Source organism: Limnohabitans sp. DCL3 (genome assembly GCF_048019295.1).
Taxonomy (GTDB): Bacteria; Pseudomonadota; Gammaproteobacteria; order Burkholderiales; family Burkholderiaceae_C; genus Limnohabitans_A.
Map to the genome: position 1 here is coordinate 2,242,434 of NZ_CP171842.1, position 23,399 is coordinate 2,265,832.

19 protein-coding genes and 1 other RNA gene are annotated in these 23,399 nt (G+C 59.4%); 14 read left to right on the forward strand and 6 right to left on the reverse strand.

Annotated elements, in window-relative coordinates; all coding sequences use genetic code 11:
* Window positions 1–200: 200 nt before the first annotated feature.
* Complete coding sequence (locus ACHEXK_RS10265; protein WP_416545858.1) at window positions 201–938, forward strand: 3'-5' exonuclease; 738 nt, start codon at window positions 201–203, stop codon at window positions 936–938.
* Window positions 939–1,253: 315 nt separating this feature from the next.
* On the opposite strand, the gene ssrA is transcribed toward ACHEXK_RS10265, so the two are convergent.
* From ssrA to ompA, 4 genes are all read right to left on the reverse strand, one after another.
* Window positions 1,254–1,642: a transfer-messenger RNA gene (gene ssrA, locus ACHEXK_RS10270) on the reverse strand.
* 12 nt (window positions 1,643–1,654) lie between these two features.
* Complete coding sequence (locus ACHEXK_RS10275) at window positions 1,655–2,320, reverse strand: HAD-IA family hydrolase (protein ID WP_416545860.1); 666 nt, start codon at window positions 2,318–2,320, stop codon at window positions 1,655–1,657.
* A gap of 2 nt (window positions 2,321–2,322) precedes the next feature.
* The gene (ubiG, locus tag ACHEXK_RS10280; protein WP_416545862.1) at window positions 2,323–3,033 is read right to left on the reverse strand and encodes a bifunctional 2-polyprenyl-6-hydroxyphenol methylase/3-demethylubiquinol 3-O-methyltransferase UbiG; all 711 of its coding nucleotides are present in this window, start codon (window positions 3,031–3,033) and stop codon (window positions 2,323–2,325) included.
* 92 nt (window positions 3,034–3,125) lie between these two features.
* Window positions 3,126–3,800, reverse strand: a complete 675-nt coding sequence (gene ompA / locus ACHEXK_RS10285; protein ID WP_416545864.1) for an outer membrane protein OmpA — start codon at window positions 3,798–3,800, stop codon at window positions 3,126–3,128.
* A gap of 230 nt (window positions 3,801–4,030) precedes the next feature.
* On the opposite strand from ompA, the gene gyrA reads away from it, so the two are divergent.
* From gyrA to ACHEXK_RS10335, 10 genes are all read left to right on the forward strand, one after another.
* The gene (gene gyrA, locus ACHEXK_RS10290) at window positions 4,031–6,706 is read left to right on the forward strand and encodes a DNA gyrase subunit A (RefSeq protein ID WP_416545866.1); all 2,676 of its coding nucleotides are present in this window, start codon (window positions 4,031–4,033) and stop codon (window positions 6,704–6,706) included.
* A 3-nt stretch (window positions 6,707–6,709) separates the two neighbouring features.
* Window positions 6,710–7,801, forward strand: a complete 1,092-nt coding sequence (gene serC, locus ACHEXK_RS10295; protein WP_416545868.1) for a 3-phosphoserine/phosphohydroxythreonine transaminase — start codon at window positions 6,710–6,712, stop codon at window positions 7,799–7,801.
* Window positions 7,802–7,829: 28 nt separating this feature from the next.
* The gene (pheA, locus tag ACHEXK_RS10300; RefSeq protein WP_416545870.1) at window positions 7,830–8,930 is read left to right on the forward strand and encodes a prephenate dehydratase; all 1,101 of its coding nucleotides are present in this window, start codon (window positions 7,830–7,832) and stop codon (window positions 8,928–8,930) included.
* A gap of 7 nt (window positions 8,931–8,937) precedes the next feature.
* A complete protein-coding gene (locus tag ACHEXK_RS10305; RefSeq protein ID WP_416545872.1) occupies window positions 8,938–9,834 on the forward strand; it encodes a prephenate dehydrogenase in 897 nt (298 codons plus the stop codon).
* 4 nt (window positions 9,835–9,838) lie between these two features.
* Window positions 9,839–11,830, forward strand: a complete 1,992-nt coding sequence (locus ACHEXK_RS10310) for a bifunctional 3-phosphoshikimate 1-carboxyvinyltransferase/cytidylate kinase (RefSeq protein WP_416545874.1) — start codon at window positions 9,839–9,841, stop codon at window positions 11,828–11,830.
* 215 nt (window positions 11,831–12,045) lie between these two features.
* A complete protein-coding gene (rpsA, locus tag ACHEXK_RS10315; RefSeq protein WP_416545876.1) occupies window positions 12,046–13,725 on the forward strand; it encodes a 30S ribosomal protein S1 in 1,680 nt (559 codons plus the stop codon).
* A gap of 114 nt (window positions 13,726–13,839) precedes the next feature.
* Window positions 13,840–14,154, forward strand: coding sequence for an integration host factor subunit beta (locus ACHEXK_RS10320; RefSeq protein ID WP_416545878.1), 315 nt, complete (start codon window positions 13,840–13,842; stop codon window positions 14,152–14,154).
* A 68-nt stretch (window positions 14,155–14,222) separates the two neighbouring features.
* Window positions 14,223–14,510, forward strand: a complete 288-nt coding sequence (locus ACHEXK_RS10325; RefSeq protein ID WP_416545880.1) for a LapA family protein — start codon at window positions 14,223–14,225, stop codon at window positions 14,508–14,510.
* Window positions 14,500–15,657, forward strand: a complete 1,158-nt coding sequence (gene lapB / locus ACHEXK_RS10330; protein WP_416545882.1) for a lipopolysaccharide assembly protein LapB — start codon at window positions 14,500–14,502, stop codon at window positions 15,655–15,657. Before ACHEXK_RS10325 ends, lapB begins: the two co-directional genes overlap by 11 nt.
* A gap of 119 nt (window positions 15,658–15,776) precedes the next feature.
* Window positions 15,777–16,073, forward strand: a complete 297-nt coding sequence (locus ACHEXK_RS10335) for a ComEA family DNA-binding protein (RefSeq protein WP_416545884.1) — start codon at window positions 15,777–15,779, stop codon at window positions 16,071–16,073.
* Window positions 16,074–16,108: 35 nt separating this feature from the next.
* Here the strand turns inward: ACHEXK_RS10335 and ACHEXK_RS10340 are convergent, their stop codons facing one another.
* Together ACHEXK_RS10340 and ACHEXK_RS10345 are read right to left on the reverse strand one after the other, a co-directional pair.
* Window positions 16,109–19,771, reverse strand: coding sequence for a hydantoinase B/oxoprolinase family protein (locus tag ACHEXK_RS10340; protein WP_416545886.1), 3,663 nt, complete (start codon window positions 19,769–19,771; stop codon window positions 16,109–16,111).
* A gap of 22 nt (window positions 19,772–19,793) precedes the next feature.
* The gene (locus ACHEXK_RS10345) at window positions 19,794–20,336 is read right to left on the reverse strand and encodes a winged helix DNA-binding protein (protein ID WP_199174414.1); all 543 of its coding nucleotides are present in this window, start codon (window positions 20,334–20,336) and stop codon (window positions 19,794–19,796) included.
* A 205-nt stretch (window positions 20,337–20,541) separates the two neighbouring features.
* Between ACHEXK_RS10345 and ACHEXK_RS10350 the strand changes: the two genes are divergently transcribed.
* The 3 genes from ACHEXK_RS10350 to ACHEXK_RS10360 are packed head-to-tail and all read left to right on the forward strand — an operon-like array spanning window position 20,542 to window position 23,338.
* Entirely contained in the window at window positions 20,542–21,516 is a 975-nt protein-coding gene (locus ACHEXK_RS10350; protein ID WP_416545888.1) for a TRAP transporter substrate-binding protein, read from the forward strand.
* 4 nt (window positions 21,517–21,520) lie between these two features.
* On the forward strand, window positions 21,521–22,030 hold the full coding sequence (locus ACHEXK_RS10355) for a TRAP transporter small permease (RefSeq protein ID WP_416545890.1): 510 nt from the start codon (window positions 21,521–21,523) through the stop codon (window positions 22,028–22,030).
* Window positions 22,031–22,036: 6 nt separating this feature from the next.
* A complete protein-coding gene (locus ACHEXK_RS10360) occupies window positions 22,037–23,338 on the forward strand; it encodes a TRAP transporter large permease (protein ID WP_416545892.1) in 1,302 nt (433 codons plus the stop codon).
* The last annotated feature ends 61 nt before the right edge of the window (window positions 23,339–23,399 follow it).

The window sequence follows — 23,399 nt, forward strand, 5'->3', positions numbered from 1 at the left end:
AGTGAGTAGCAATCTGATTGCCCGGCCCCGTCCTGTGCTTAGGTTGCCCGGATGGACCTGCGTGAAGCGCGGACAGTGCCCGCTCGCATGCGCAACGGGCAGCTCATCGTTGCGAAATGCAGCCGCTAGTGAGCGTTGGATCACTGGCGAACGCTGACTGACTGATTTTGTTGGTAATGCGGACGGACGACTTGTCGAACATGAACGGTGCATTTCGCAAGCGGCGGTCACTTGGCTCAAAAGTCCTAAGGACCGCAACCAGCCTGAAACGGACCTTCTCCTCACTTAATGGCAACATGGCCCCACTGTCAACGGAGGCCAAATTGAACGATCAAAATCACATCGTCACCCAGCAAGACACGCAGCGTTATGTGGCGTTGGACCTTGAATACAACCAGCCCAGCGGAACCATCATCCAAGTCGGCGTTGCCATCGGTAGCGCTGCGCAAAACCAGCAACACTACATTGTCCGACGATGGAATCTAAAAGTGGATGAGCCCATCAGCGAGTTCATCACACAGCTAACGGGCATTACCAATCAGGACTGCAGTGCAGGCGTGAGCCTCGCGCAATGTGCGCAGGAGCTTGGGGATCTACTGCGTGAGCAAGAGGTATTCGTCAATCCTGTCACTTGGGGTGGCGGGGACTCGGCCGACCTGCTACGGACATTTGCTCAAGCGGAGATCGAGTTTCATCATTTCGGCCGCCGTTGGATTGATGTGAAGACTTGGACCATATTGCTTTCATTGGCTAGAACGCGCACCGCCACAATTCAACATGGTGGCTTGTCCAAGGCCATGGCGCGCTACAAGCTGCAGTTCGTGGGCAAAGCCCACCGCGCTGATATCGACGCCTTTAATACGCTGCGACTGTTTTTCGCCATCCTAGAGCGCCAGCGCACCCTTGAAGGATGCATCTCACAGATGAAAAACCTTTGAGGGATAAAGTAGCTTCGCCAACCAAGAAAGCACCACCACAGGATGACTCGCAAAATACGGTAGTCAACCATGCCACCCATCAATCACATCAAACCATCGCGCTGGAACCCGCATGAATCCTAGGTTCTTCTTGAGGATCCGTCCTCAAGAAAACAGAGAAAACGTAGAAAAATCCGAGATCTCGGAGCCGAAAAATGAAACTTTTGGGGAGAAATTGACGCCAGTCATCCTCAAGACAAATGCGAGGAATGGCGCCAATACTGGGCTACAGCCCGAAAGAAAAAGGGGACAGAGAAAGTCTGTCCCCTTTGTATATGGTGGAGCTGGGGGGATTTGAACCCCCGTCCATAAGTCTTTTTCGTACAGTTCTACATGTGTAGTCGTCTGATTTGAGTCTCGCCAAATGAACCGCGCAGCGACACGCTGAACACCCAGCCAGCACCCTTATTTCTCACACCACTTCAAGGTACCCGAAGTGATGCCAGCCCATATGTTTTACCTTGCAGCCAGGACTTTGAAGGGTTTAACCCCCTCATCACCCTGACCCAGCCTATCGGCCAACTGTTGCAAGGCTCACCGGATTAAGCGGCGAGTGCGAAACGTTCGTCGTTTGCAGTTAGTTTTTTTTCCGAAGTTTTACGAGGATCAGAACCTCGACATGCCCTGCCACGCGTCCGAACCCATGTCGAAACCAGTGCAGCCCCTCGACGCCTATTTTAGGCCTTGTTCAGGAATTTCAAGAGCTCCATGGGCGAATCAATGTGCAAATGGGCATTCCAGCGAGAAATATCTGTCTGTTGACCCAAATAACCGTAGGTCGCCGCCACGGTGCCCATGCCTGCTGCCAACCCCGCCACAATGTCGCGCTCATCGTCACCCACATAGACACATCGCTTCGGGTCAACGGACAAACGGCGTGCCGCTTCGAACAAGGGCTCTGGATGAGGTTTGGCGTGTGGCGTGGTGTTGCCACTGACAATAGCGCCTGCCGAGGAGAACAAGGGCATGGCAGCAGTGAGTGGATCGGTGAATCGGTTTGACTTGTTGGTCACCACGCCCCAAGGGATGCCCTGCAAAACCAAGGCCGAAATCATGTCGGTCACCCCGTCAAAGATTCGGGTGCGCTCGGTCATGCAGTTTTCATAGTTGACGAAAAACTCTTCCTTCATGGCCTCGAACTCGGTGTGCTCGGGGGTCATGTCAAATGCGATGCCCAACATGCCCCTGGCACCAGCTCCGGCCATGTGGCGGTAATGCTCCAAAGGAAAAGAGGATAAGCCCCGGTCCACCCGCATTTTGTCGACCGCAGCACCCAAATCCGGCGCACTGTCGATCAAGGTGCCGTCCAGGTCAAAAAGGACCGCATGGATATCTTTGAACATGGTCAGGCTTTCCGGCACGCCAGCAAGTAATTCACACTGGTGTCTTGGCTGAGCCAATAGCGTTTGGTGAAGGGGTTGTATTCCATGCCCTTGAAGCCCTGGGCGTCTAGCCCGGCTTCACGCGCCCACGACGAGAGTTCGCTGGGCTTGATGAGGCGAGCAAACTCGTGTGTGCCTTTGGGCAAGAGTTTCAGGATGTATTCAGCACCGACGATGGCAAACAAGAAGGACTTGGGGTTGCGGTTGAGCGTGGAAAAGAACACCCAACCGCCAGGTTTGACCAGTTGTGCACAGGCTTTGACCACCGCAGCCGGATCCGGCACGTGTTCGAGCATTTCCATGCAAGTGACCACATCGAACTGCTCGGGCTGCTCAGCGGCCAGACCTTCGGCACTGACTTCGCGGTATTGCACGCCTTGTGTGCCTGCTTCGAGGGCATGCAGCTGAGCCACTTTGAGGGATTTGGTGGCCAAGTCCACGCCCAACACTTGCGCCCCCTTGCGAGCCATCGCGTCGGCCAGAATGCCGCCGCCGCAACCAATGTCCACCACGTTCAAGCCCTCCAAGGGCACCAGAGCGTTGATCCACTCCAGACGCAGGGGGTTGATCTGGTGCAGGGGACGGAATTCACTTTCCGGGTCCCACCAGCGGTGGGCCAGATCGGAGAATTTGGCCAGCTCGGCCGGATCGACATTGGAATGGATGGTGCTCATGGTGTCTGATTGTCAGCGAACAGGCCTTCATGCATGAACGACAGGCGAAAAAAAGCCCCATTGCTGGGGCTTTTGGGTAATCCTAGAGGGGATTATTTGTTGGCGCGTGTGCCCACCACTTCGATTTCAACACGACGGTTCTTAGAACGACCAGCTGCTGTCTTGTTGTCAGCCACTGGCTGCTTCTCGCCTTTGCCTTCGGTGTAAACGCGGTTCTTTTCGATGCCCTTGGACACCAAATAGGCCTTGACAGCATCAGCACGCTTGACCGACAGCTTCTGGTTGTAAGCATCAGCGCCCACGGAATCGGTGTGACCGACTGCGATGATGACTTCCAGGTTGATGCCCTTGACTTTGCCCACCAGGTCGTCCAACTTGGCTTTGCCTTCGGCCTTCAACACGGATTTGTCGAAGTCAAAGAAAGCGTCAGCAGCATAAGTCACTTTGGTAGCGGCTGCTGGAGGCAATGCGGGAGCGGCAGCTTTGGGGGCAGGTGCAGGTGCAGCCTTAGGTGCTGGAGCTGGAGCTGGAGCTGGAGCAGCCTTAGGAGCTGGAGCTGGAGCTGCCTTAGGTGCCACGATGGCGCCATCGCAACCAGGTACTGCAGTAGCGGGAGTCCAGTTGGCATCGCGCCAGCACAATTCTTGCGTACCGTTTTTCCAAGCATCGCCCGAGGCGCTGCGCCAGTTGTCAAACGATTGGGCACCGGCGGCCGTTGCGAGCGCTGCGGCGGCAATCAACATCGCTGCTTTGTTGAATTTGTTCATGGTCTTCCTCTTGAGAGATAAAGCCGCAGACTCGCTGCGAAAAAATACGTTCCAGATGACCTTCACCTGTTCCGTTGACATTTATTGTGCCATAGACCGCAAAGCCGCCCGTTAAAGGACGTACACACAAGACAACAAGTCCTGTAACGAATGCCAAATGTTGCATATACGCGACACGATCTTGCACCTAAAATGCATGTTTTCAAGTGCCCGCACATCTCTCTACACATATGACACAGTTCGCCAAAGAAACGCTGCCCATCAGTCTAGAAGAGGAAATGCGGCGCAGCTACCTCGATTACGCCATGAGCGTGATCGTTGGCCGTGCATTGCCCGATGCCCGTGACGGTCTCAAGCCGGTGCACCGCCGGGTGTTGTTTGCCATGCACGAGTTGAACAACGATTGGAACCGCCCCTACAAAAAATCAGCCCGTATTGTGGGCGATGTGATTGGTAAATACCACCCACACGGCGACCAGTCGGTCTACGACACCATCGTTCGCATGGCGCAAGACTTCTCCATGCGCCATATGTTGGTGGATGGTCAGGGCAATTTTGGCTCGGTGGACGGTGACAACGCAGCGGCGATGCGCTACACCGAAATCCGCTTGGCCAAAATCGCCCACGAAATGCTGGGCGACATCGACAAGGAAACCGTCGACTTTGGCCCCAACTACGACGGCTCGGAAAAAGAACCCTTGGTTTTGCCGTCACGACTGCCGAATTTACTGATCAACGGCTCTGGTGGTATTGCGGTGGGCATGGCCACCAACATCCCGCCGCACAATTTGAACGAAGTGGTGGACGCTTGCTTGCACCTGCTGCGCAACCCCGAAGCCTCGATCGATGAGCTGATGGAGATCGTGCCCGCGCCCGACTTCCCCACAGGCGCCATCATTTACGGCATGACCGGTGTCAAGGAAGGTTACCGCACTGGCCGTGGCCGCGTGGTCATGCGCGCCAAGTGCCACTTCGAAGACATCGACAAAGGCCAGCGCCAGTGCATCGTGGTCGATGAACTGCCCTACCAGGTCAACAAGAAAACCTTGCAAGAGCGCATGGCGGAGTTGGTGCACGAGAAAAAAATCGAGGACATCAGCCACATCCAAGACGAGTCGGACAAATCCGGCATGCGCTTGGTGATCGAGCTCAAGCGCGGCGCAGTGCCCGAGGTGGTGCTGAACAATCTGTACAAACAGACGCAGTTGCAAGACACCTTTGGCATGAACATGGTGGCCTTGATCGACGGTCAGCCCAAGTTGTGTAACCTGAAAGATCTGATCCAGGTCTTCTTGCAGCACCGCCGCGAGGTGGTGACACGCCGCACGGTGTTCGAGCTGCGCAAAGCGCGAGACAGGGGCCATGTGCTGGAAGGTTTGGCGGTGGCTTTGGCCAACATTGATGACTTCATCGCCATCATCCGTGGCGCACCCACACCACCCGTCGCCAAGGCCGAGTTGATGACCCGCGCCTGGGACAGCCAGATGGTGCGCACCATGCTGACCCGCGCACGCGATGACGGCTCGGTGGTCAATGCCGATGACTACCGCCCCGAAGGCTTGGAGCGTGAATATGGTCTGGGCCAAGACGGCTTGTACCGTTTGTCGGACACGCAAGCGCAAGAGATTTTGCAAATGCGTCTGCAGCGTCTGACCGGGTTGGAACAAGACAAGATCGTGGCCGAATACAAAGAGGTCATGTCCGAGATCGAAGACCTGCTCGACATCTTGGCCAAACCTGAGCGCGTCTCGACCATCATTGGTGACGAGCTGGGCACCGTGCGCCAAGAATTTGGCCAAACCAAGATCGGCGCTCGCCGCAGTGAAATCGAGCACAGTGCACAAGACTTGTCCACCGAGGACTTGATCACGCCGACCGACATGGTCGTGACGCTTTCACACAGCGGTTACATCAAGAGCCAACCGTTGAGCGAATACCGCTCGCAAAAGCGCGGCGGGCGAGGCAAACAAGCCGCCGCCACCAAAGAAGACGACTGGATCGACCAACTCTTCATCGCCAACACGCACGACTATTTGTTGTGCTTCTCCAACCGGGGCCGTTTGTACTGGCTCAAAGTTTGGGAAGTGCCGGCCGGTTCACGCGGTTCGCGCGGTCGCCCGATCGTCAACATGTTCCCGCTCCAAGAAGGTGAAAAAATCAACGTGGTGCTGGCTCTGACGGGCCAGGCACGCACCTTCCCTGACAACCAATTTGTCTTCATGGCCACATCCATGGGCACGGTTAAGAAGACGTCACTGGATGAGTTCAGCAACCCGCGCAAGGGCGGCATCATCGCTGTGAACCTGGATGAAGGCGACTTCCTCATTGGTGCCGCGCTCACGGACGGCCAGCACGACGTGATGCTGTTCAGCGACGGCGGCAAGGCTGTGCGCTTTGACGAAAACGATGTGCGCCCTCTGGGCCGCAGCGCCCGCGGTGTGCGCGGCATGATGATCGAGGACCACCAAAGCGTGATCGCCATGTTGGTGTCGGAACAAGAAAACCCCGATGCCCCTGCCGATGAAGCCAAAGCGCGCGCCAGCGTGCTGACCGCCACAGAAAACGGCTACGGCAAGCGCACCAGCATCACCGAGTACACACGCCACGGCCGAGGCACCAAGGGCATGATCGCCATCCAGCAATCCGAGCGCAACGGCAAAGTCGTGGCGGCCACCTTGGTGCACGCCGACGACGAGATCATGCTCATCACCGACACCGGCGTTTTGGTGCGCACACGTGTGTCCGAGATCCGCGAGTTGGGCCGCGCCACACAAGGTGTGACCCTGATTGGTCTGGACGAGGGTGCCAAGCTGTCGGGCCTGCAGCGCATCGTGGAAAACGACGCGAATGCCAGCGAGGGCGATGCAGAGGCACCGGCGGACGGCAGCGCACCTGCAACGGAATAAGCGATGGGGCGCGCTTTCAACTTCTCGGCGGGTCCCGCCGTCATGCCAGAGGCTGTGTTGCAGCAAGCCGCATCCGAGATGCTGGACTGGCACGGCTCGGGTATGAGCGTGATGGAGATGAGCCACCGCGGCAAGGAGTTCATCCGCATTTACGAGCAGGCCGAAGCCGACTTGCGCGAGTTGCTGGCGGTGCCGGCGCACTTCAAGATTTTGTTCATGCAAGGCGGCGGCTTGGCGGAAAACGCCATCGTGCCCTTGAACCTGTCGCAAGGCGGGGCCATGGATTTTGTGTTGACCGGCAGCTGGAGCCAAAAATCGCTCAAGGAAGCGGGCAAATATGGGCCTGCCCGTGTGGCCGCTACGGCGCAAGCCGATGGTTTCACCACCTTGCCCGCGCCAGCGACTTGGCAGATTGGCGCTGACAGCCGCTATGTGCACATTTGTGGCAATGAGACCATCCACGGCGTTGAGTTTCACGAATTGCCCGACCTCAAAGCGCTGGGCTGTGATGCCCCCTTGGTTGTGGATTTCTCCTCCCACGTGGCCTCGCGCCCGGTGGACTGGTCCCGTGTGGGTCTGGCCTTTGGCGGCGCGCAAAAGAATCTGGGCCCGGCGGGTCTGACCTTGGTGATCGTGCGCGAAGACCTGATTGGCCACGCCCTCCCCCATTGCCCGAGCGCCTTTGACTACAAACTGGTCGCCGACAACCAGTCCATGTACAACACGCCACCCACTTACAGCATTTACATTGCCGGGCTGGTGTTTCAATGGCTCCAACAGCAAGGCGGCATTGCCGCGATGGAGCAGCGCAACATCGCCAAGGCCCAACTGCTGTACGACTTCCTCGACAGCTCCAGCCTGTTTGAAAACCGTGTCGCCAAAGAATGCCGCTCGCGCATGAATGTGCCTTTCTTTTTGCGCGACGAATCGCGCAACGACGCATTTTTAGCGGGTGCCAAAGCGGCCAACTTGTTGCAACTCAAGGGCCACAAATCGGTCGGTGGCATGCGGGCGAGCATTTACAACGCCATGCCCCTCGAAGGCGTGCAGGCCTTGGTGGCCTTCATGCGCGAATTTGAAAAAACACAGGCCTGAAGCTGGCCCTTCTGAAAGACTTGCGGACATGAGCCAACCACCCATTCAGTCGGATGCCCTGGGCGCTTTGCGTGTGCAGATTGACGCGCTGGACAAGCAGCTGCTCAATCTGCTGAACCAGCGCGCCCATGTGGCCGAACAAGTGGGCGAGATCAAACGCGCCGAAGGCTCGCCCTTCTTTCGCCCCGACCGCGTTGCCCAAGTGATCGACAAGATCACCCAAGCCAACCCTGGTCCTCTGAAAAACGAACATGTGGCCTCCATCTGGCGCGAAATCATGTCGGCCTGCTTGGCGCTGGAAGCCCCGCAACGCGTGGCCGTGCTCGGCCCTCAAGGCACGTTCTGCGAACAAGCCGCCATTGAATTTTTTGGCAGTGCGGCCAATCTGATTTATTGCGCCAATTTCGACGAAGTCTTTCATGCCACCGCGGCGGGCACTGCCCAATACGGCGTGGTCGGGATGGAGAACTCCACCGAGGGCGTGGTCGCGCGATCGCTCGATTTGTTCTTGCGCTCGCCTGTACATGTGGTGGGCGAAGTCAGCCTGCAAGTGCGCTTCAATTTGCTGCGTCAGCTCAACTCAGACGCCGGCATTGAAGTGGTGATGGCGCACCCCCAAGCGTTGGCTCAGTGCCAGGGCTGGTTGTCCAAACACCTGCCGCATGTGGAGCGCCGCGCTGTCTCCAGCAACGCCGAAGGTGCCCGCTTGGCCGCCACCAACCCCGCTTGGGCGGCCTTGGCCAGCGAACGTGCAGCCAGCCAATTTGGCCTGCACATCGTGCACCACGCCATCCAAGACGAGGCTTTCAACCGTACCCGCTTTGCCGTGATCACCCTGCCCCAAACCCTGGCCACGCCGCCGGCTTCGGGCAAGGACTGCACCAGCTTGGTGGTGTCGGTCCCCAACCGGCCAGGTGCAGTCCACGATTTGTTGGTGCCGCTCAAAAACAACGGCGTGTCCATGACGCGTTTTGAGTCACGCCCCGCCAAATCAGGCCAGTGGGAGTATTACTTCTACATCGACCTGCAAGGCCACATCAGTGAAGCGCATGTGGCTGCTGCCTTGAAAGAATTGCAAGGCTTGTGCGCGTTCTACAAGGTGCTGGGTTCCTACCCTGTGCCCGAGTGAGCAACTTGTGAAATTCCAACGCTTGGCCCTGATTGGTTGCGGCCTGATGGGTGGTTCGTTTGCGCTCGCGATGCGCCAAGCGGGCTTGGTGCAACACATCACCGGGTTCAGCGCTTCCGAAAAAACACGCCAACGCGCGCTTGAGCTCGGTGTCATCGACCAAGCCTGCAGCAGCGTGGCTGAGGCGGTGCAAGGTGCCGATTTGGTCTTGCTGGCCGTGCCCGTGGGGGCCATGCACAGCAGCTTTGCGGCCCTGCGAGACAGTCTCTCAGCAAGCGCCTTGTTGATGGACGTGGGGTCGACAAAATGCGACGTGATCGCAGCGGCCAAGGCCTCTTTGGGCGAACGCCTCAATTGTTGGGTGCCCGCTCACCCGATTGCCGGCAAGGAAGTCGCCGGCATCGAGCACGCCGAGGGCTCGCTCTACCAGGCGCGGCGCACCATTCTCACGCCCCTGCCGCAAAACAGCATCCGCCAACTCAAAATGGCCAGCGAGGTCTGGACTGCCATCGGCAGCCATGTGAGTCAGATGACGCCCGAGGCACATGACGCCACCTTTGCGGCCGTCAGCCACTTGCCTCACCTGCTCGCCTTTGCAGCGGTGAATGCGCTCACTGCGCAGCCCCAAGGCCCTGCATTTATGGAGATGGCAGGCCCGGGCTTCAGGGATTTTTCGCGCATCGCCGCCAGTGACTCATCTGTTTGGCGCGACATCCTGAGCGCCAACCGGGCAGAGGTGCGCACGCAAATCACGCACTTTCGTGCCGCGCTCGACCAATTTGAAGCCGCTCTGCAATCGGACAACACCGACGCACTGCAACAACTGATTCAACAGGCCAGCGACGTGCGCTCGACCTGGACGCTGCAAGCGGGCAACGCATGCAGCACCGCCTCTGAAGACTGACGCCATGTTCTCCACCGCCTTCCTCGATCTCCCTGCGCTGCAAGGTGCCTCCGGCACCGTCACGCTGCCTGGCTCCAAAAGCATCTCCAACCGGGTGCTGCTGCTTTCGGCCTTGTGCCAAGGCACCACCGTGGTCCACGACCTGCTGGACTCGGACGACACCCGCGTGATGCTGGCCGCGCTGCGCCAACTGGGCTGCGGTGTCGAGGTGCAAGGCACCAAGGTGACCATCACGGGACTGGGCGGCCGAGCGTGGCCTGCGGAGGCGATTGAATTTTTCATGGGCAATGCGGGCACCGCCATGCGCCCACTCACCGCAGCGCTGGCGGTGCAAGGCGGCGACTTCACGCTCAAAGGCGTGCCCCGCATGCATGAGCGCCCGATTGGCGACTTGGTGGATGCGTTGCGTGAACTGGGTTGCGCCATTGACTACCTGGGCAACGAGGGCTACCCGCCCCTGCGCGTGCGTCAGCCAGCTTTGCAACTGGACAAACCCATCCCCGTGCGCGGCGATGTGTCCAGCCAATTCCTCACGGCGCTGCTCATGGCGCTGCCCTTGGCAGCACAAGACCGCGCCATCACCATCGAGGTGGTGGGCGAACTCATCAGCAAGCCCTACATCGAGATCACGCTCAACCTGCTGGCGCGTTATGGCATTGCGGTTGAACGCCAAGGCTGGGAACGCTTTGTCATTCCGGCGGGCAGCCGCTACCAGTCGCCGGGCACGATCCACGTCGAGGCCGACGCGTCTTCGGCCAGCTACTTCATCGCATTGGGCGCCATCGCCAAGGGCGACGGCATCCGCATCCAGGGCGTGGGCGCTGACTCCATCCAGGGCGACATTCGCTTCATGGACGCCGCAGCGCAAATGGGCGCCCAAATCACCAGCGGCCCCAACTGGCTGGAGATCCAGCGCGGTGCTTGGCCGCTCAAGGGCATCACCCTCGACTGCAACCACATTCCCGACGCGGCCATGACCTTGGCGGTGATGGCGCTGTACGCCGACGGCCCGACGACGCTGCGCAACATCGCCAGCTGGCGCGTGAAAGAAACCGACCGCATTGCGGCCATGGCTGCCGAAAGCCGCAAACTCGGCGCCACCGTCGAGGAAGGCCCAGACTGGATCACCATCCACCCCCTGCCTGCAGGCCAGTGGCAACGCGCCAGCATCCACACCTACGATGACCACCGCGTGGCCATGTGTTTTTCACTGGCGGCTTTCAATGCCGACCAGATTCCGGTGCGCATCGAAGACCCCAAGTGTGTGGCCAAGACCTTCCCCGATTACTTCGAGGCTCTTTTCTCCGTGGCGCACACGACAGCCCCCCACATCCCCGTGATCTGCATCGATGGCCCGACGGCTTCGGGCAAAGGCACGCTGGCCAGCCGCGTGGCTGCGCAGCTGGGTTACCACTACCTGGACTCGGGTGCGCTCTACCGCGTGACTGCCCATGCCGCTTTGCAGGCTGGCCTGACGCTGGAATCCGCTGACGAAGCCCAAATCGCCGATCTTGCCCGTCAACTGCCCGTGCGTTTTGAAGGCGAGCAGGTCCTGCTGAACAACGTGGACGTGACCGATGCGATCCGCAGCGAACAAGGCGGCATGAACGCCTCCAAAGTCTCCGTTTTACCCGCCGTGCGCGACGCGCTGGTGCAACTTCAGCACAGTTTTCAGCGCCTTCCGGGCCTCTTGGCCGACGGGCGCGACATGGGCACGGTGATCTTCCCAGACGCCCCTTTGAAGGTTTTTTTGACCGCCAGCGCTGCCCAACGGGCCGAAAGACGTCATAAGCAATTGATTTCTAAGGGTTTTTCGGCTAATATCGATGATCTTCGCGCTGACTTAGAAGCGCGCGACGCCCGGGACATGTCTCGCAGTGTCGCGCCACTCAAGCCCGCACAAGATGCCTTGCAACTGGACAACTCGTCCTTGACCATCGAAGCCTCGGTGGAACAGGTGATGGTCTGGTGGCAAAGCCGGCAGGTTTTCGGTTGATCGACACAATCTGATCCACTGACAACGGCCAACCCAGTCTGCCCTGTGCAGGCTGACCTGAAGTTCCACCCGGCTCTCCTCGTGCAGCTTGCACACTGGCCAGGTGGATATTTGTAACCAACCGCAGCCCACGCTGCACCAGCAATCGCCACAGTCAGCTCCTGGAAACGACGCATTCCGCGTTCGTCAGTCCTGCTTGTGGATGAGGAAATCACATGTCTGAATCTTTTGCCGCCCTCTTTGAGGAATCCCTGCAACGTACCGAAATGCGCCCTGGTGAAGTCATCACCGCCGAAGTGGTGCGCATCGAACACAACTTCGTGGTCGTCAACGCCGGTCTCAAGTCCGAGTCCTACGTGCCCCTCGAAGAGTTCAAGAACGACCAGGGTGAAGTCGAAGTCCAGGTCGGCGACTTTGTCTCCGTGGCCATTGGCTCCATCGAAAACGGCTACGGCGACACCATCTTGTCGCGTGACACTGCCAAGCGTTTGGCTTCGTGGATGTCTCTGGAAAAAGCCCTCGAATCCGGCGAGTTCGTCACTGGCGTGACCAGCGGCAAAGTCAAGGGTGGCCTGACCGTGTTGGTCAATGGCATCCGCGCTTTCTTGCCCGGCTCTTTGGTCGACACACGTCCTACCAAAGACTTGTCTCCCTATGAGAACAAGACCCTCGAATTCAAGGTCATCAAGCTCGACCGCAAGCGCAACAACGTCGTGCTGTCACGCCGCGCTGTGGTGGAAGCCTCCATGGGCGAAGAGCGCGCCAAGCTGATGGAAACATTGCGCGAAGGCTCCATCGTTCACGGTGTGGTCAAGAACATCACCGAATACGGTGCGTTCGTGGACTTGGGCGGCATCGACGGCTTGCTGCACATCACCGACATGGCATGGCGCCGTGTCCGTCACCCCTCCGAAGTGGTCACGGCCGGTCAAGAAATCACCGCCAAGATCCTCAAGTTCGACACCGAGAAGAACCGTGTGTCCTTGGGTCTGAAGCAAATGGGCGATGACCCCTGGATGGGCGTGAACCGCCGCTACCCACAAAGCACCCGCATGTTCGGCAAGATCACCAACATCGCCGACTATGGCGCGTTTGTGGAACTCGAGCCCGGTATCGAAGGCTTGGTGCACGTGTCTGAAATGGACTGGACCAACAAGAACGTGGCGCCTTCCAAGATCGTTGCTTTGGGTGACGAAGTCGAAGTCATGGTTTTGGAAATCGACGAAGACAAGCGCCGCATCAGCTTGGGCATGAAGCAGTGCCGTGCCAACCCATGGCAAGAGTTTGCTCAGAACACCAAGCGCGGCGACCGCGTCAAGGGCCCGATCAAGTCGATCACCGACTTCGGCGTGTTCGTGGGCTTGGCTGCAGGCATCGACGGTTTGGTGCACTTGTCTGACCTGTCTTGGAATGAAACCGGCGAGAACGCCGTGCGTGAATTCAAGAAGGGCCAAGAAGTCGAGGCCTTGGTCTTGGCTGTGGACGTGGACCGCGAGCGCATCAGCTTGGGCATCAAACAGCTCGACTCCGATCCTTTCACCACCTTCGTGTCGATCAACGACAAAGGCCAAACCGTCACCGGCAAGGTCAAGACCGTGGATGCCAAGGGCGCCGAAATCGACCTGGGCGAAGACATCGTTGGCTACCTGCGCGTCAGCGAAATCTCGCGTGACCGCGTGGAAGACGCCAGCCACGTGCTCAAAGTCGGCGACGAAGTGACCGCTGTGGTGGTGAACGTGGATCGCAAGACCCGCAACATCCAGTTGTCCATCAAAGCCAAAGACGCTGTGGACCAACAAGAAGCCATGGCTTCCTTGTCACAACAATCGAAGAGCGAAAACGCTGGCACCACCAGCTTGGGCGCTCTGTTGCGTGCCAAGTTGGACAACAACTGATCTGGTTGATTTGAAGACGCTTGCTGTCTGAAAAGCCTGCCCCTGTCATGGGGGCAGGCTTTTTTCAGACCGGTGCTGGACACCCGCAGGACACACGAACCACAAAGTGACTCCATGACACGCTCAGATCTGGTTGAAGAACTCGCTGCACGTTTTGCACAGCTGACACACCGTGACGCCGAACTGGCCGTCAAAACGGTGTTGGACGCGATGAGCGACGCCTTGGTCAAAGGGCACCGCATCGAGATCCGTGGCTTTGGCAGCTTCTCGATCAACCGCCGCCCACCCCGTCTTGGCCGCAATCCCCGCTCAGGTGAGAGCGTTCAGATCCCTGAAAAACGGGTGCCCCATTTCAAACCTGGCAAAGCCCTGCGCGAAGCCGTGGACGCGGGCATCACCAGCCAAACGACAGGTTCAGCAAAAGCCTGATGTCCTGGACAACGGCCTCCCAGTGACCCACTGGCCCGTTAGAATGAGGCCAGATTCCGAGGTCCTCCATGAAACGTCTGCTTCGGCTGCTTCAGTGGCTACTGAAAGCTGCCGTCTTTTTCACACTGTTTGCTTTTGCACTGAACAACCAGCAAGAGACACGTGTCAACTTCTTTTTCGGCACCCATTGGGCGGCCCCCACTGTTTTGGTGGTGCTTTGCGCGTTTGGCCTCGGTGTTGCCGTGGGCGTGTTGGGCATGGTGCCCCGTTGGTGGCGACACCGCCAAGCCCTGCGCATGAACGCTTCGCCACCAACCCAACCCACACCCGAGCCCGAGAAGCCCTATGGAACTTGACCTGACCTGGATTTTGGTCGGTCTGCCCGCAGCGTTTGCCTTGGGTTGGATCGCCTCGCGCTTGGACCTGCGCCAAATGCGCATCGCCAATCGCCAAGCACCGCGCGCTTATTTCAAGGGCCTCAATTACCTGCTCAATGAACAACAAGACCAGGCGATTGACGCCTTCATTGAAGCGGTTCAAAACGATCCCGACACGTCTGAGCTGCATTTTGCTTTGGGCAATTTATTCCGTCGTCGAGGCGAGTACGACCGCGCTGTTCGCGTCCATGAGCATCTGTTGTCACGGGCCGACTTGAGCAGCGCTGACCGACAGCGTGCCCAACACGGGTTGGCACTCGACTTTTTGAAAGCGGGTCTGCTGGACCGGGCCGAAGAAGCCTTGCGCAAATTGGAAGGCACCACTTACGAAGGCCAAGCACGCTTGGCACGTCTGGGGATTTACGAGCGCTCCCGCGAATGGCCAGAAGCGGCGCAAGTGGCGCAACTTCTTGAAAAGTCGGGAGAAGCCAATTTCGACATGCGTCTGGCGCATTACCAATGCGAGCAAGCGCGTCAAGCCGTTCAACAAGGCGATGTGGCCAAAGCTTTGCAACTGCTCAACACGGCCATCAAGACCACCCCTGATGCGGCCAGGCCGCGTATTTTGCTCGGTCAACTTCAACTGTCCCAAGGCCAGGCCGCTCAGGCATTTGCCACTTTGTCGGTGTTGTTCGAACGTGCCGATGCTGCGGCGACGCTGGCTGCCCCCAGCTTGGTCAAAGCTGCACAAGCAGCCGCCATGGTTGAGCAGGCGCAGGCGCTGTTGCAAAAGCATTACGACAAACAACCCGGCATCGATGTGCTGGATGCCATGACCGCCCTGGCCGCCCCATCGCCAGAGGGACAAGAGGCATCGCACCAACGCTACCTTGACCACCTGGGTCAACACACCTCATTGATGGCCGCGGCACGTTGGTTGTCAAACGAAAACCAAACAACGCCTGCCTTGCCCGCACCCGTGCAAAAAGCACTGGAGCAAGCCATTCGGCCCTTGGCCCGTTACCGCTGTGCCGCTTGTGGCTTTGAAGCCAAAGAACATTTTTGGCATTGCCCCGGTTGCCAAGCCTGGGACAGTTACCCACCTCGGCGCATCGAAGAACTCTGAAACGCGCTTGAAACAACTGGTTTCAAGTACGGCCCCATGAGCCGATCACCGCATCCACATCGGCGCCCACAATGCAAGCGGCTGCTACGGTCTGCGGCCCTGCACCAGGAGAGCTTGAAATGCGCAACAAGATTGCGGCCACCGCCATCGCCCTCCTGACCTCGGTCACTTGGGCCCAAGTGGACTTGAACAAGGCCAATGAAATCGAGCTCGACGGCCTGAAGGGCCTGGGTCCGTCCATGACCCGACTCATCATGGACGAACGCCAACAAAAGCCTTTCAGAGATTGGCCCGACTTCATGCAGCGCGTCCAAGGCATCGCACCGAAGAAAGCTGCCAGCTTGTCTGATCAAGGCCTGCGGGTTCAAGGGCAAGCCTATGCACCAGCCCCGCGCCACCCTGCAAAAAAACCCTGAACCGCCAAAGAACGCACCGAGCTTGAGGCAGGGGTCTACCGAGCGCCAAATCCACCGCCACCCGGTGTGTGGATCTCAAACACATCTCCCGTTTGCATCTCGACTTGGCCGATATGCGCCAAATCCTCAACATGGCCATCGGCACGCACCACCCGGTTGATGCCTGGCAGGCCACTGTGACCGCCTGCCATGCCAAACGCGGGGTGGACACGCCCGTTGGACAAAATGCCCGCCGTCATCGGCTCCAAGAAGCGCACGCGGCGCACCCCGCCATCGCCGCCGTGCCAGCGCCCAGCACCACCCGAGCCTTCACGGATGGCATAGCTTTCCAGTCGCACCGGGAAGCGGAACTCCAGCACTTCAGGGTCCGTCAGGCGTGAATTGGTCATGTGGGTTTGCACGACCGAAGTCCCGTCAAAACCACCCACCAGGTGGCCCTGCGCGTCAAAGCGCCCACCCGCACCGCTGCCGCCTGAAATCGTTTCGTAGTACTGCACCCGCGCATTGCCAAAAGTGAAGTTGTTCATGGTGGGTTGGCTGCCGGCCATCACACCCAAAGCGCCAAACAGCGTGTTGGTGATGCAGGTGGAGGTTTCCACATTGCCTGCCACCACCGAAGCGGGCGGATTCGGGTTGAGCATGGAGCCTTGGGGAATGATGACGTTCAGCGGCTTCAGGCACCCCGCGTTCAGTGGGATGTCGTCATCCACCAGACTGCGGAACACATACAGCACGGCCGCCATGCACACCGCCCGCGGCGCGTTGAAGTTGTTGGACAGCTGAGCGCTGGTGCCGGTGAAATCAATTTCAGCCGTGCGCTGGGCGGGATTCACGCGCACCGCCACCTGGATCTGCGCACCGTTGTCCAGCGGCAAGGTGAAGGAGCCGTCTTGGAGGCGGGTGATGACGCGGCGCACCGACTCTTCGGCGTTGTCCTGCACATGGCGCATGTAGGCCTGCACCACATCCAAGCCGAATTGATCGACCATGCGGCGCAACTCCTGCACGCCTTTTTCATTGGCGGCGATTTGCGCTTTCAGGTCGGCCATGTTTTGCGCCGGATTGCGACTGGGGTAGGCGCCACTTTGCAGCAAGGTGACCATTTCGGCCTCGCGCAAATGGCCCGCCTCGACCAGCTTGACGTTGTTGATCTGCACGCCCTCTTCTTCGATGCGGGTGGAGAACGGCGGCATGGAGCCCGGCGTCAAGCCACCCACATCGGCGTGGTGGCCGCGTGAACCGACATAAAACACAGGGTCTGTGTGACCGTCCAAATAAACGGGCGTGATGACGGTGATGTCGGGCAAATGCGTGCCGCCGTGGTACGGGTCGTTCAGCACAAACACATCGCCTGGCTGCATGCGCCCCTTGTTTTCTTGGATCACGGTCTGGATGCTCTCGCCCATCGAACCCAAATGCACCGGCATGTGTGGCGCGTTGGCAATCAAATGCCCTTCGGCGCTGAACAGCGCACACGAAAAGTCCAAGCGCTCCTTGATGTTGACCGAGTAGGCCGTGTTTTGCAGCTGCAGCCCCATTTGCTCGGCGATGTTCATGAACAGGTTGTTGAACACCTCCAGCAGCACCGGGTCGGCCTGCGTGCCTGCTGCGTGTTGCACCGCGCGTGCTTGCACGCGCACCAGCAGCAAATGGTCCAGAGCAGTCAGCCGTGCCTGCCAGCCCGGCTCCACCACCGTGGTGGCGTTTTTCTCGGCAATGATGGCCGGGCCGTCGATCACGTCGCCGGGTCGCATGTCTTCGCGAACGACCAAGGCAGCGTCTTGCCACTCGGCCACACCTTGGGCATTCGCGGCGTACACCCGCACCGTGTCGCGGCGTGGCACCTCGCGCTCAGGGTTCAGGGCATGCACAGCCTCTTCGGGCGCATCGCCGGGCAGCACGGCCTCCACCGATACGGCCTCCACCACCAAGGCTTTGCCCTGCATCAAAAAGGCAAAACGCTGGCGGTACGCCGCCTCAAACCCCGCCACCAATTGGGCCAGATCGCCCCAGGGCACCACCAGCGCCGAGTCGGTGCCTTCGTAACGCAAATGCACGCGTTGGCGCAGCTCAATGCGGTCGGCATGGGCCGCGTCCCCGCCCATTTGCGCCTGCAAGGCCAAGCGGGTGGATTCACCCAAAGCCTGCAAACGCTCGGTCATCAAAGGCATGGCCGCATCGTCCAGACGCCGCTCCATGCTTTCCTCGCGCATGACGTTCTGGTCCGCCAGGCCCATGCCGTAAGCCGAGAGCACGCCCGCCAGCGGGTGCACCAGCACCTGCGACATGCCCAAAGCATCCGCCACCAAACACGCATGCTGCCCGCCCGCGCCGCCAAAGCACTGCAAGGTGTAACGCGTCACGTCATAACCCCGTGCCACCGATATTTTCTTGATCGCGTTGGCCATCTGCTGCACCGCAATCTGGATGAAACCGTGGGCCACGTCTTCGGCAGCGCGGCCGGTTTGCTTGGCCAATTGCTCAAAATGCCCGCGCACCACCTCGGCGTCCAGCGGTTGGTTCGCCTGCGGCCCAAACACCGAGGGGAAAAACTTCGGCTGCACCTTGCCCACCATCACGTTGGCATCGGTCACGGCCAATGGCCCGCCACGGCGGTAGCTGGCCGGGCCCGGGTTGGCCCCCGCGCTTTGCGGGCCGACCCGAAAACGCGCACCGTCATAGGCCAACAGCGAACCGCCGCCTGCGGCCACGGTGTGGATGCTCATCATCGGCGCACGCATGCGCACACCCGCCACCTGGGTTTCAAACTCGCGCTCGAACTGCCCGGCAAAGTGCGACACGTCGGTGGAGGTGCCACCCATGTCAAAACCAATCACCTTGTCGTGCCCCGCCAGCTGGGCCGTGCGGGCCATGCCCACAATGCCGCCGGCTGGGCCACTCAAAATCGCGTCCTTGCCCGCAAACACCTGCGCGTCCGTCAAGCCACCTGAAGACTGCATGAACATCAGTTTCACACCCGGCATTTCGCTGGCCACTTGGTCCACATAACGGCGCAAGATGGGCGACAAATAGGCGTCGACCACCGTGGTGTCGCCTCGGCTGACCAGCTTCATCATCGGACTGGTTTGGTGCGAGGTGCTGACTTGGGTGAAACCCACCTCGCGCGCCAGCCTTGCTGCCGCTTGCTCGTGCGCCGTGTGCCGCCAGCCATGCATGAACACCACCGCCACGGAGCGCACCCCTTGTGCATGCCAATGCATCAATTGGGTGCGCAAATGCACCTCGTCGAGTGGCTGCAACACCTCGCCATCCACCGCCACCCGCTCTTGTGCCTCGACCACCGCGCTGTACAGCAACTCGGGCAAAACGATCTGACGGTCAAACAAACGCGGGCGGTTTTGGTAGGCGATGCGCAGCGCATCGCCAAAACCCTGTGTGGTGACCAGCAGTGTGGACTCGCCTTTGCGCTCCAGCAGCGCGTTGGTGGCCACGGTGGTGCCCATCTTCACGCACTCGACCTGTTCAGGTGTGACGGGCTCGCCGGGTTTCAGACCCAGCAAATGGCGGATGCCCGCTACCGCCGCATCGCGGTACTGCTCGGGGTTTTCAGACAGCAGCTTGTGCGTCACCAAGCTGCCGTCGGGCCGCTTGCCGACCACGTCGGTGAAGGTGCCGCCCCGGTCGATCCAAAATTGCCAGCGTTGTTGGCCAGAGAGGGGGCTGTTGGATTCAGTCATCGGTAGATCAACCATTCAAAGTTCACAAAGAAGCCGCCGCACGCGCCGCCTGGTCGTACATGCCCGAGAGCACACGCAGCAAGCGGGCCAGCTCGCCGATGTCACGGTTCAAGCCATCGTCGGCCTTCAGGGCGTCGATCAGGCAACTCTCGCGGATTTCGCGGTAACGCTGCACATAAGCGCGGCCCTCGTCGGTGGCGGCATAGGTCACATCTTTGCCATTTTTTTGCGACACCACCACGCCCAGGCCTTGCAGCTTTTTCAGGGCGTAATTCACCAAATGGGTGTCTTCGATGTTCATGATGAAACAAATGTCGGCCAGGCGTTTGTCACGCGCACGGTGGGTGACGTGGTGCAGCACCAGCACATCCAAGGGCGTCAAATCCTTCAGACCTGCGGCCGCCATGCAATGGATGATCCAGCGGTGAAAGGCGTTGCCCGCCACGATCAGGCCGAACTCGAACTCGCTCATTTCGGCACTGTCGGGCGAGACCAGGTGGGCCGAGGACACGATGGGGCTGGCGGCTGAGATGCTCAGAGAATTTTTGCGCGGCATGGGATCCATCAAGGCTGGAAGGTTGACAAAGTCTATGCCCGATGCCGACAATTTGCCAACAATTTGTTGACGTTAAGGGAAAACACCGAGCACGGATCGCCGCCGCCTTGCCTACAGTGAACCCCTGACAGATGCACCCGATGCGCGCGTGAAGCGGGCACCTTTCTTGCACTGCCCAGTGAACCGTTCACTTCCATCTTTCACAGGAGTTTTCATGCAACGTCGTGCCTTACACCTCAGCCTGCTGGCTGGCCTGCTTGCTCTTTCCGGCTTTGTGTCGGCCCAAACCAAATGGGACCTGCCCGCCGCTTACCCGGCCACCAACTTCCACTCGGTCAACATGACCCAGTTTGCGGCCGACGTGGACAAAGCCACGGCGGGCAAGCTGAAGATCACGGTGCACGCCAACGCGTCCCTCTTCAAGGCGCCAGAAATCAAGCGAGCGGTGCAAGGCGGTCAAGCCCAGTTGGGCGAGATTTTGCTGGCCAACTTCCAAAACGAATGGCAGCCCTTTGGTGCCGATGGTCTGCCCTTTTTGGCCGACAGCTATGACGAATCCATGAAGCTCTACAAAGCGCAAAAGCCGCTGCTGGAAAAGAAACTGGCCGAGCAAGGCATGATGCTCTTGTACTCGGTGGCCTGGCCTCCACAAGGCATTTACAGCAAAAAGCCCATCAACAGCGTGGCCGACCTCAAGGGCATCAAATGGCGTGCTTACAGCCCCACCACCGCCAAGATCGCTGAACTGGTCGGTGCCCAACCCGTGACCGTGCAAGCGGCCGAGTTCTCGCAGGCGCTGGCCACGGGCGTGGTCGAATCGACCATGACCTCGGGCGCCACGGGTGTGGACAGCAAGCTGTACGAGCACCTCAAGTACTACTACGACGTGCAAGCTTGGTTGCCCAAAAACGCGGTGATCGCCAACAAGAAAGCCTTTGACGCGTTGGACAAGCCCACACAGGATGCATTGCTCAAAGCCGCTGCCGAAGCCGAAACCCGCGGCTGGGCCGAGTCACGCAAAGTCAACACCACCACCATGGAAACGCTCAAGGCCAATGGCATGACCATTGCCGCGCCTTCTGCACAACTCAAAGCCGACATGAAAAAAGTGGGCGACACCATCATGAAGGAATGGCTGGAAAAGTCCGGGGCTGAAGGCAAAGCCATTGTCGACGCCTTCAAGCGTTGAGCCGATGCGCCGACTGCTCAATGCCATTTATGCCAGCACCGCCGCCTTGGCGGCGCTGTGCATGTGTGGCCTGCTGTTCATGGTGCTGCTGTCGGTGCTGAGCCGACAGTTCCACTTCCATGTCCCCGGCACCGATGCCTATGCCGGGTACCTCATGGCTGGGGCGGGCTTTTTGGCGCTGGCCCACACCTTGAAGCGGGGTGAACACATCCGCGTCACTTTGGTGTTGAACTTTTTCAAAGGCACAGCCCGGCGGGGACTGGAAGTGTTCAGCCTGTCGCTGGCCAGCCTGCTGGCCTGTTTGTTCGCCTTCTACAGCTGCCGCCTGGTGTGGCAATCCATCGAGTTCCATGACATCTCGACCGGGAACGATGCCACGCCTTTGTGGATCCCACAGTTGGTCATGGCGCTGGGCACCGTGATTTTTGCTGTGGCCTTTGTGGACGAGCTGGTGCTGGAAATCCGGGGGCAACGTACCGTTCTTGACAGCGGCGAGATGCTGCGCAACGAATGAGCCGACATGAATGATTTGATGATCACAGGGCTGCTGGTCCTGACCTTGTTCTTGATTTTGGGCAGTGGTGTTTGGATTGGCCTCACCCTCTCGGGTGTGGCTTGGATCGGCATGCAAATGTTTTCCGCCAGACCCGCAGGAGACGCCATGGCGGTCACCATCTGGGGCTCGGCCTCCAGCTGGACCCTCACAGCCCTGCCCCTCTTCATCTGGATGGGCGAAATTTTGTTTCGCACACGCCTGAGCCAGGACATGTTCAAGGGCCTCGCGCCCTGGATGCAAGCCCTGCCCGGGCGCTTGCTGCACACCAATGTGGTGGGCTGCGCCATCTTTGCGGCCGTGTCGGGTTCGAGCGCGGCCACCTGCGCCACGATCGGCAAGATGACCTTGCCCGAACTGCAAAAACGCGGCTACCCCGAAGACATGGTCATTGGCACCCTGTCCGGCTCTGGCACTTTGGGCCTGTTGATTCCGCCGTCCATCATCATGATCGTGTACGGCGTGGCGGCCGATGTGTCGATTGCCCAACTCTTCATTGCCGGAGTCTTGCCCGGCATCTTGCTGGCCGGGCTGTTCTCGGGCTACATCATTTACTGGTCTTTGCGGCACCCGGACCAGATCCCGCCGCGTGACGCGCCCATGAGCTTCATGCAAAAGCTGCAAGCCTCCAGCAGCCTGATCCCCGTGGTCTTGCTGATTGCAGCGGTGCTGGGCTCCATTTACACCGGCTTTGCCACCGCCACCGAAGCGGCGGCTGTGGGGGTGGTGGGCGCGTTGGTGCTGTCCACACTGCAGGGCTCCATGAGTTGGTCGGTGTTCAAAGACGCCTTGATGGGCGCCACGCGCCTGTACTGCATGATCGCCCTGATCTTGGCGGGCGCTGCGTTTTTGACCTTGTCCATGGGCTACATCGGGCTGCCGCGCCACCTGGCCGAATGGATCGGTGGCTTGGGCCTGAGCCCCTTTGCACTCCTCATGGCCTTGATGGTGTTTTTCATCATCTTGGGCTGCTTTCTGGACGGCATCTCCATGGTGGTGCTGACCATGGGCGTGCTCATGCCCACGGTGCAAAAAGCGGGCATCGACCCGATCTGGTTTGGCATCTTCATCGTGTTTGTGGTCGAGATGGCGCAGATCACGCCGCCTGTGGGCTTCAACCTGTTTGTGCTGCAAGGCATGACGGGCAAGCAACTGCCCTACATCGCCCGCGTGTCCATGCCCATGTTCTTCTTGATGGTGGGCGCGGTGATGCTGATTTACTTTGTGCCCGGCATCGTGACTTGGCTGCCGACGCAGATGAAACTCTGATCTCGCTGCGCCTTTCATCCTCTATGATTCAACCCGTCCCCAAAGGACGGGTTGTTCATTT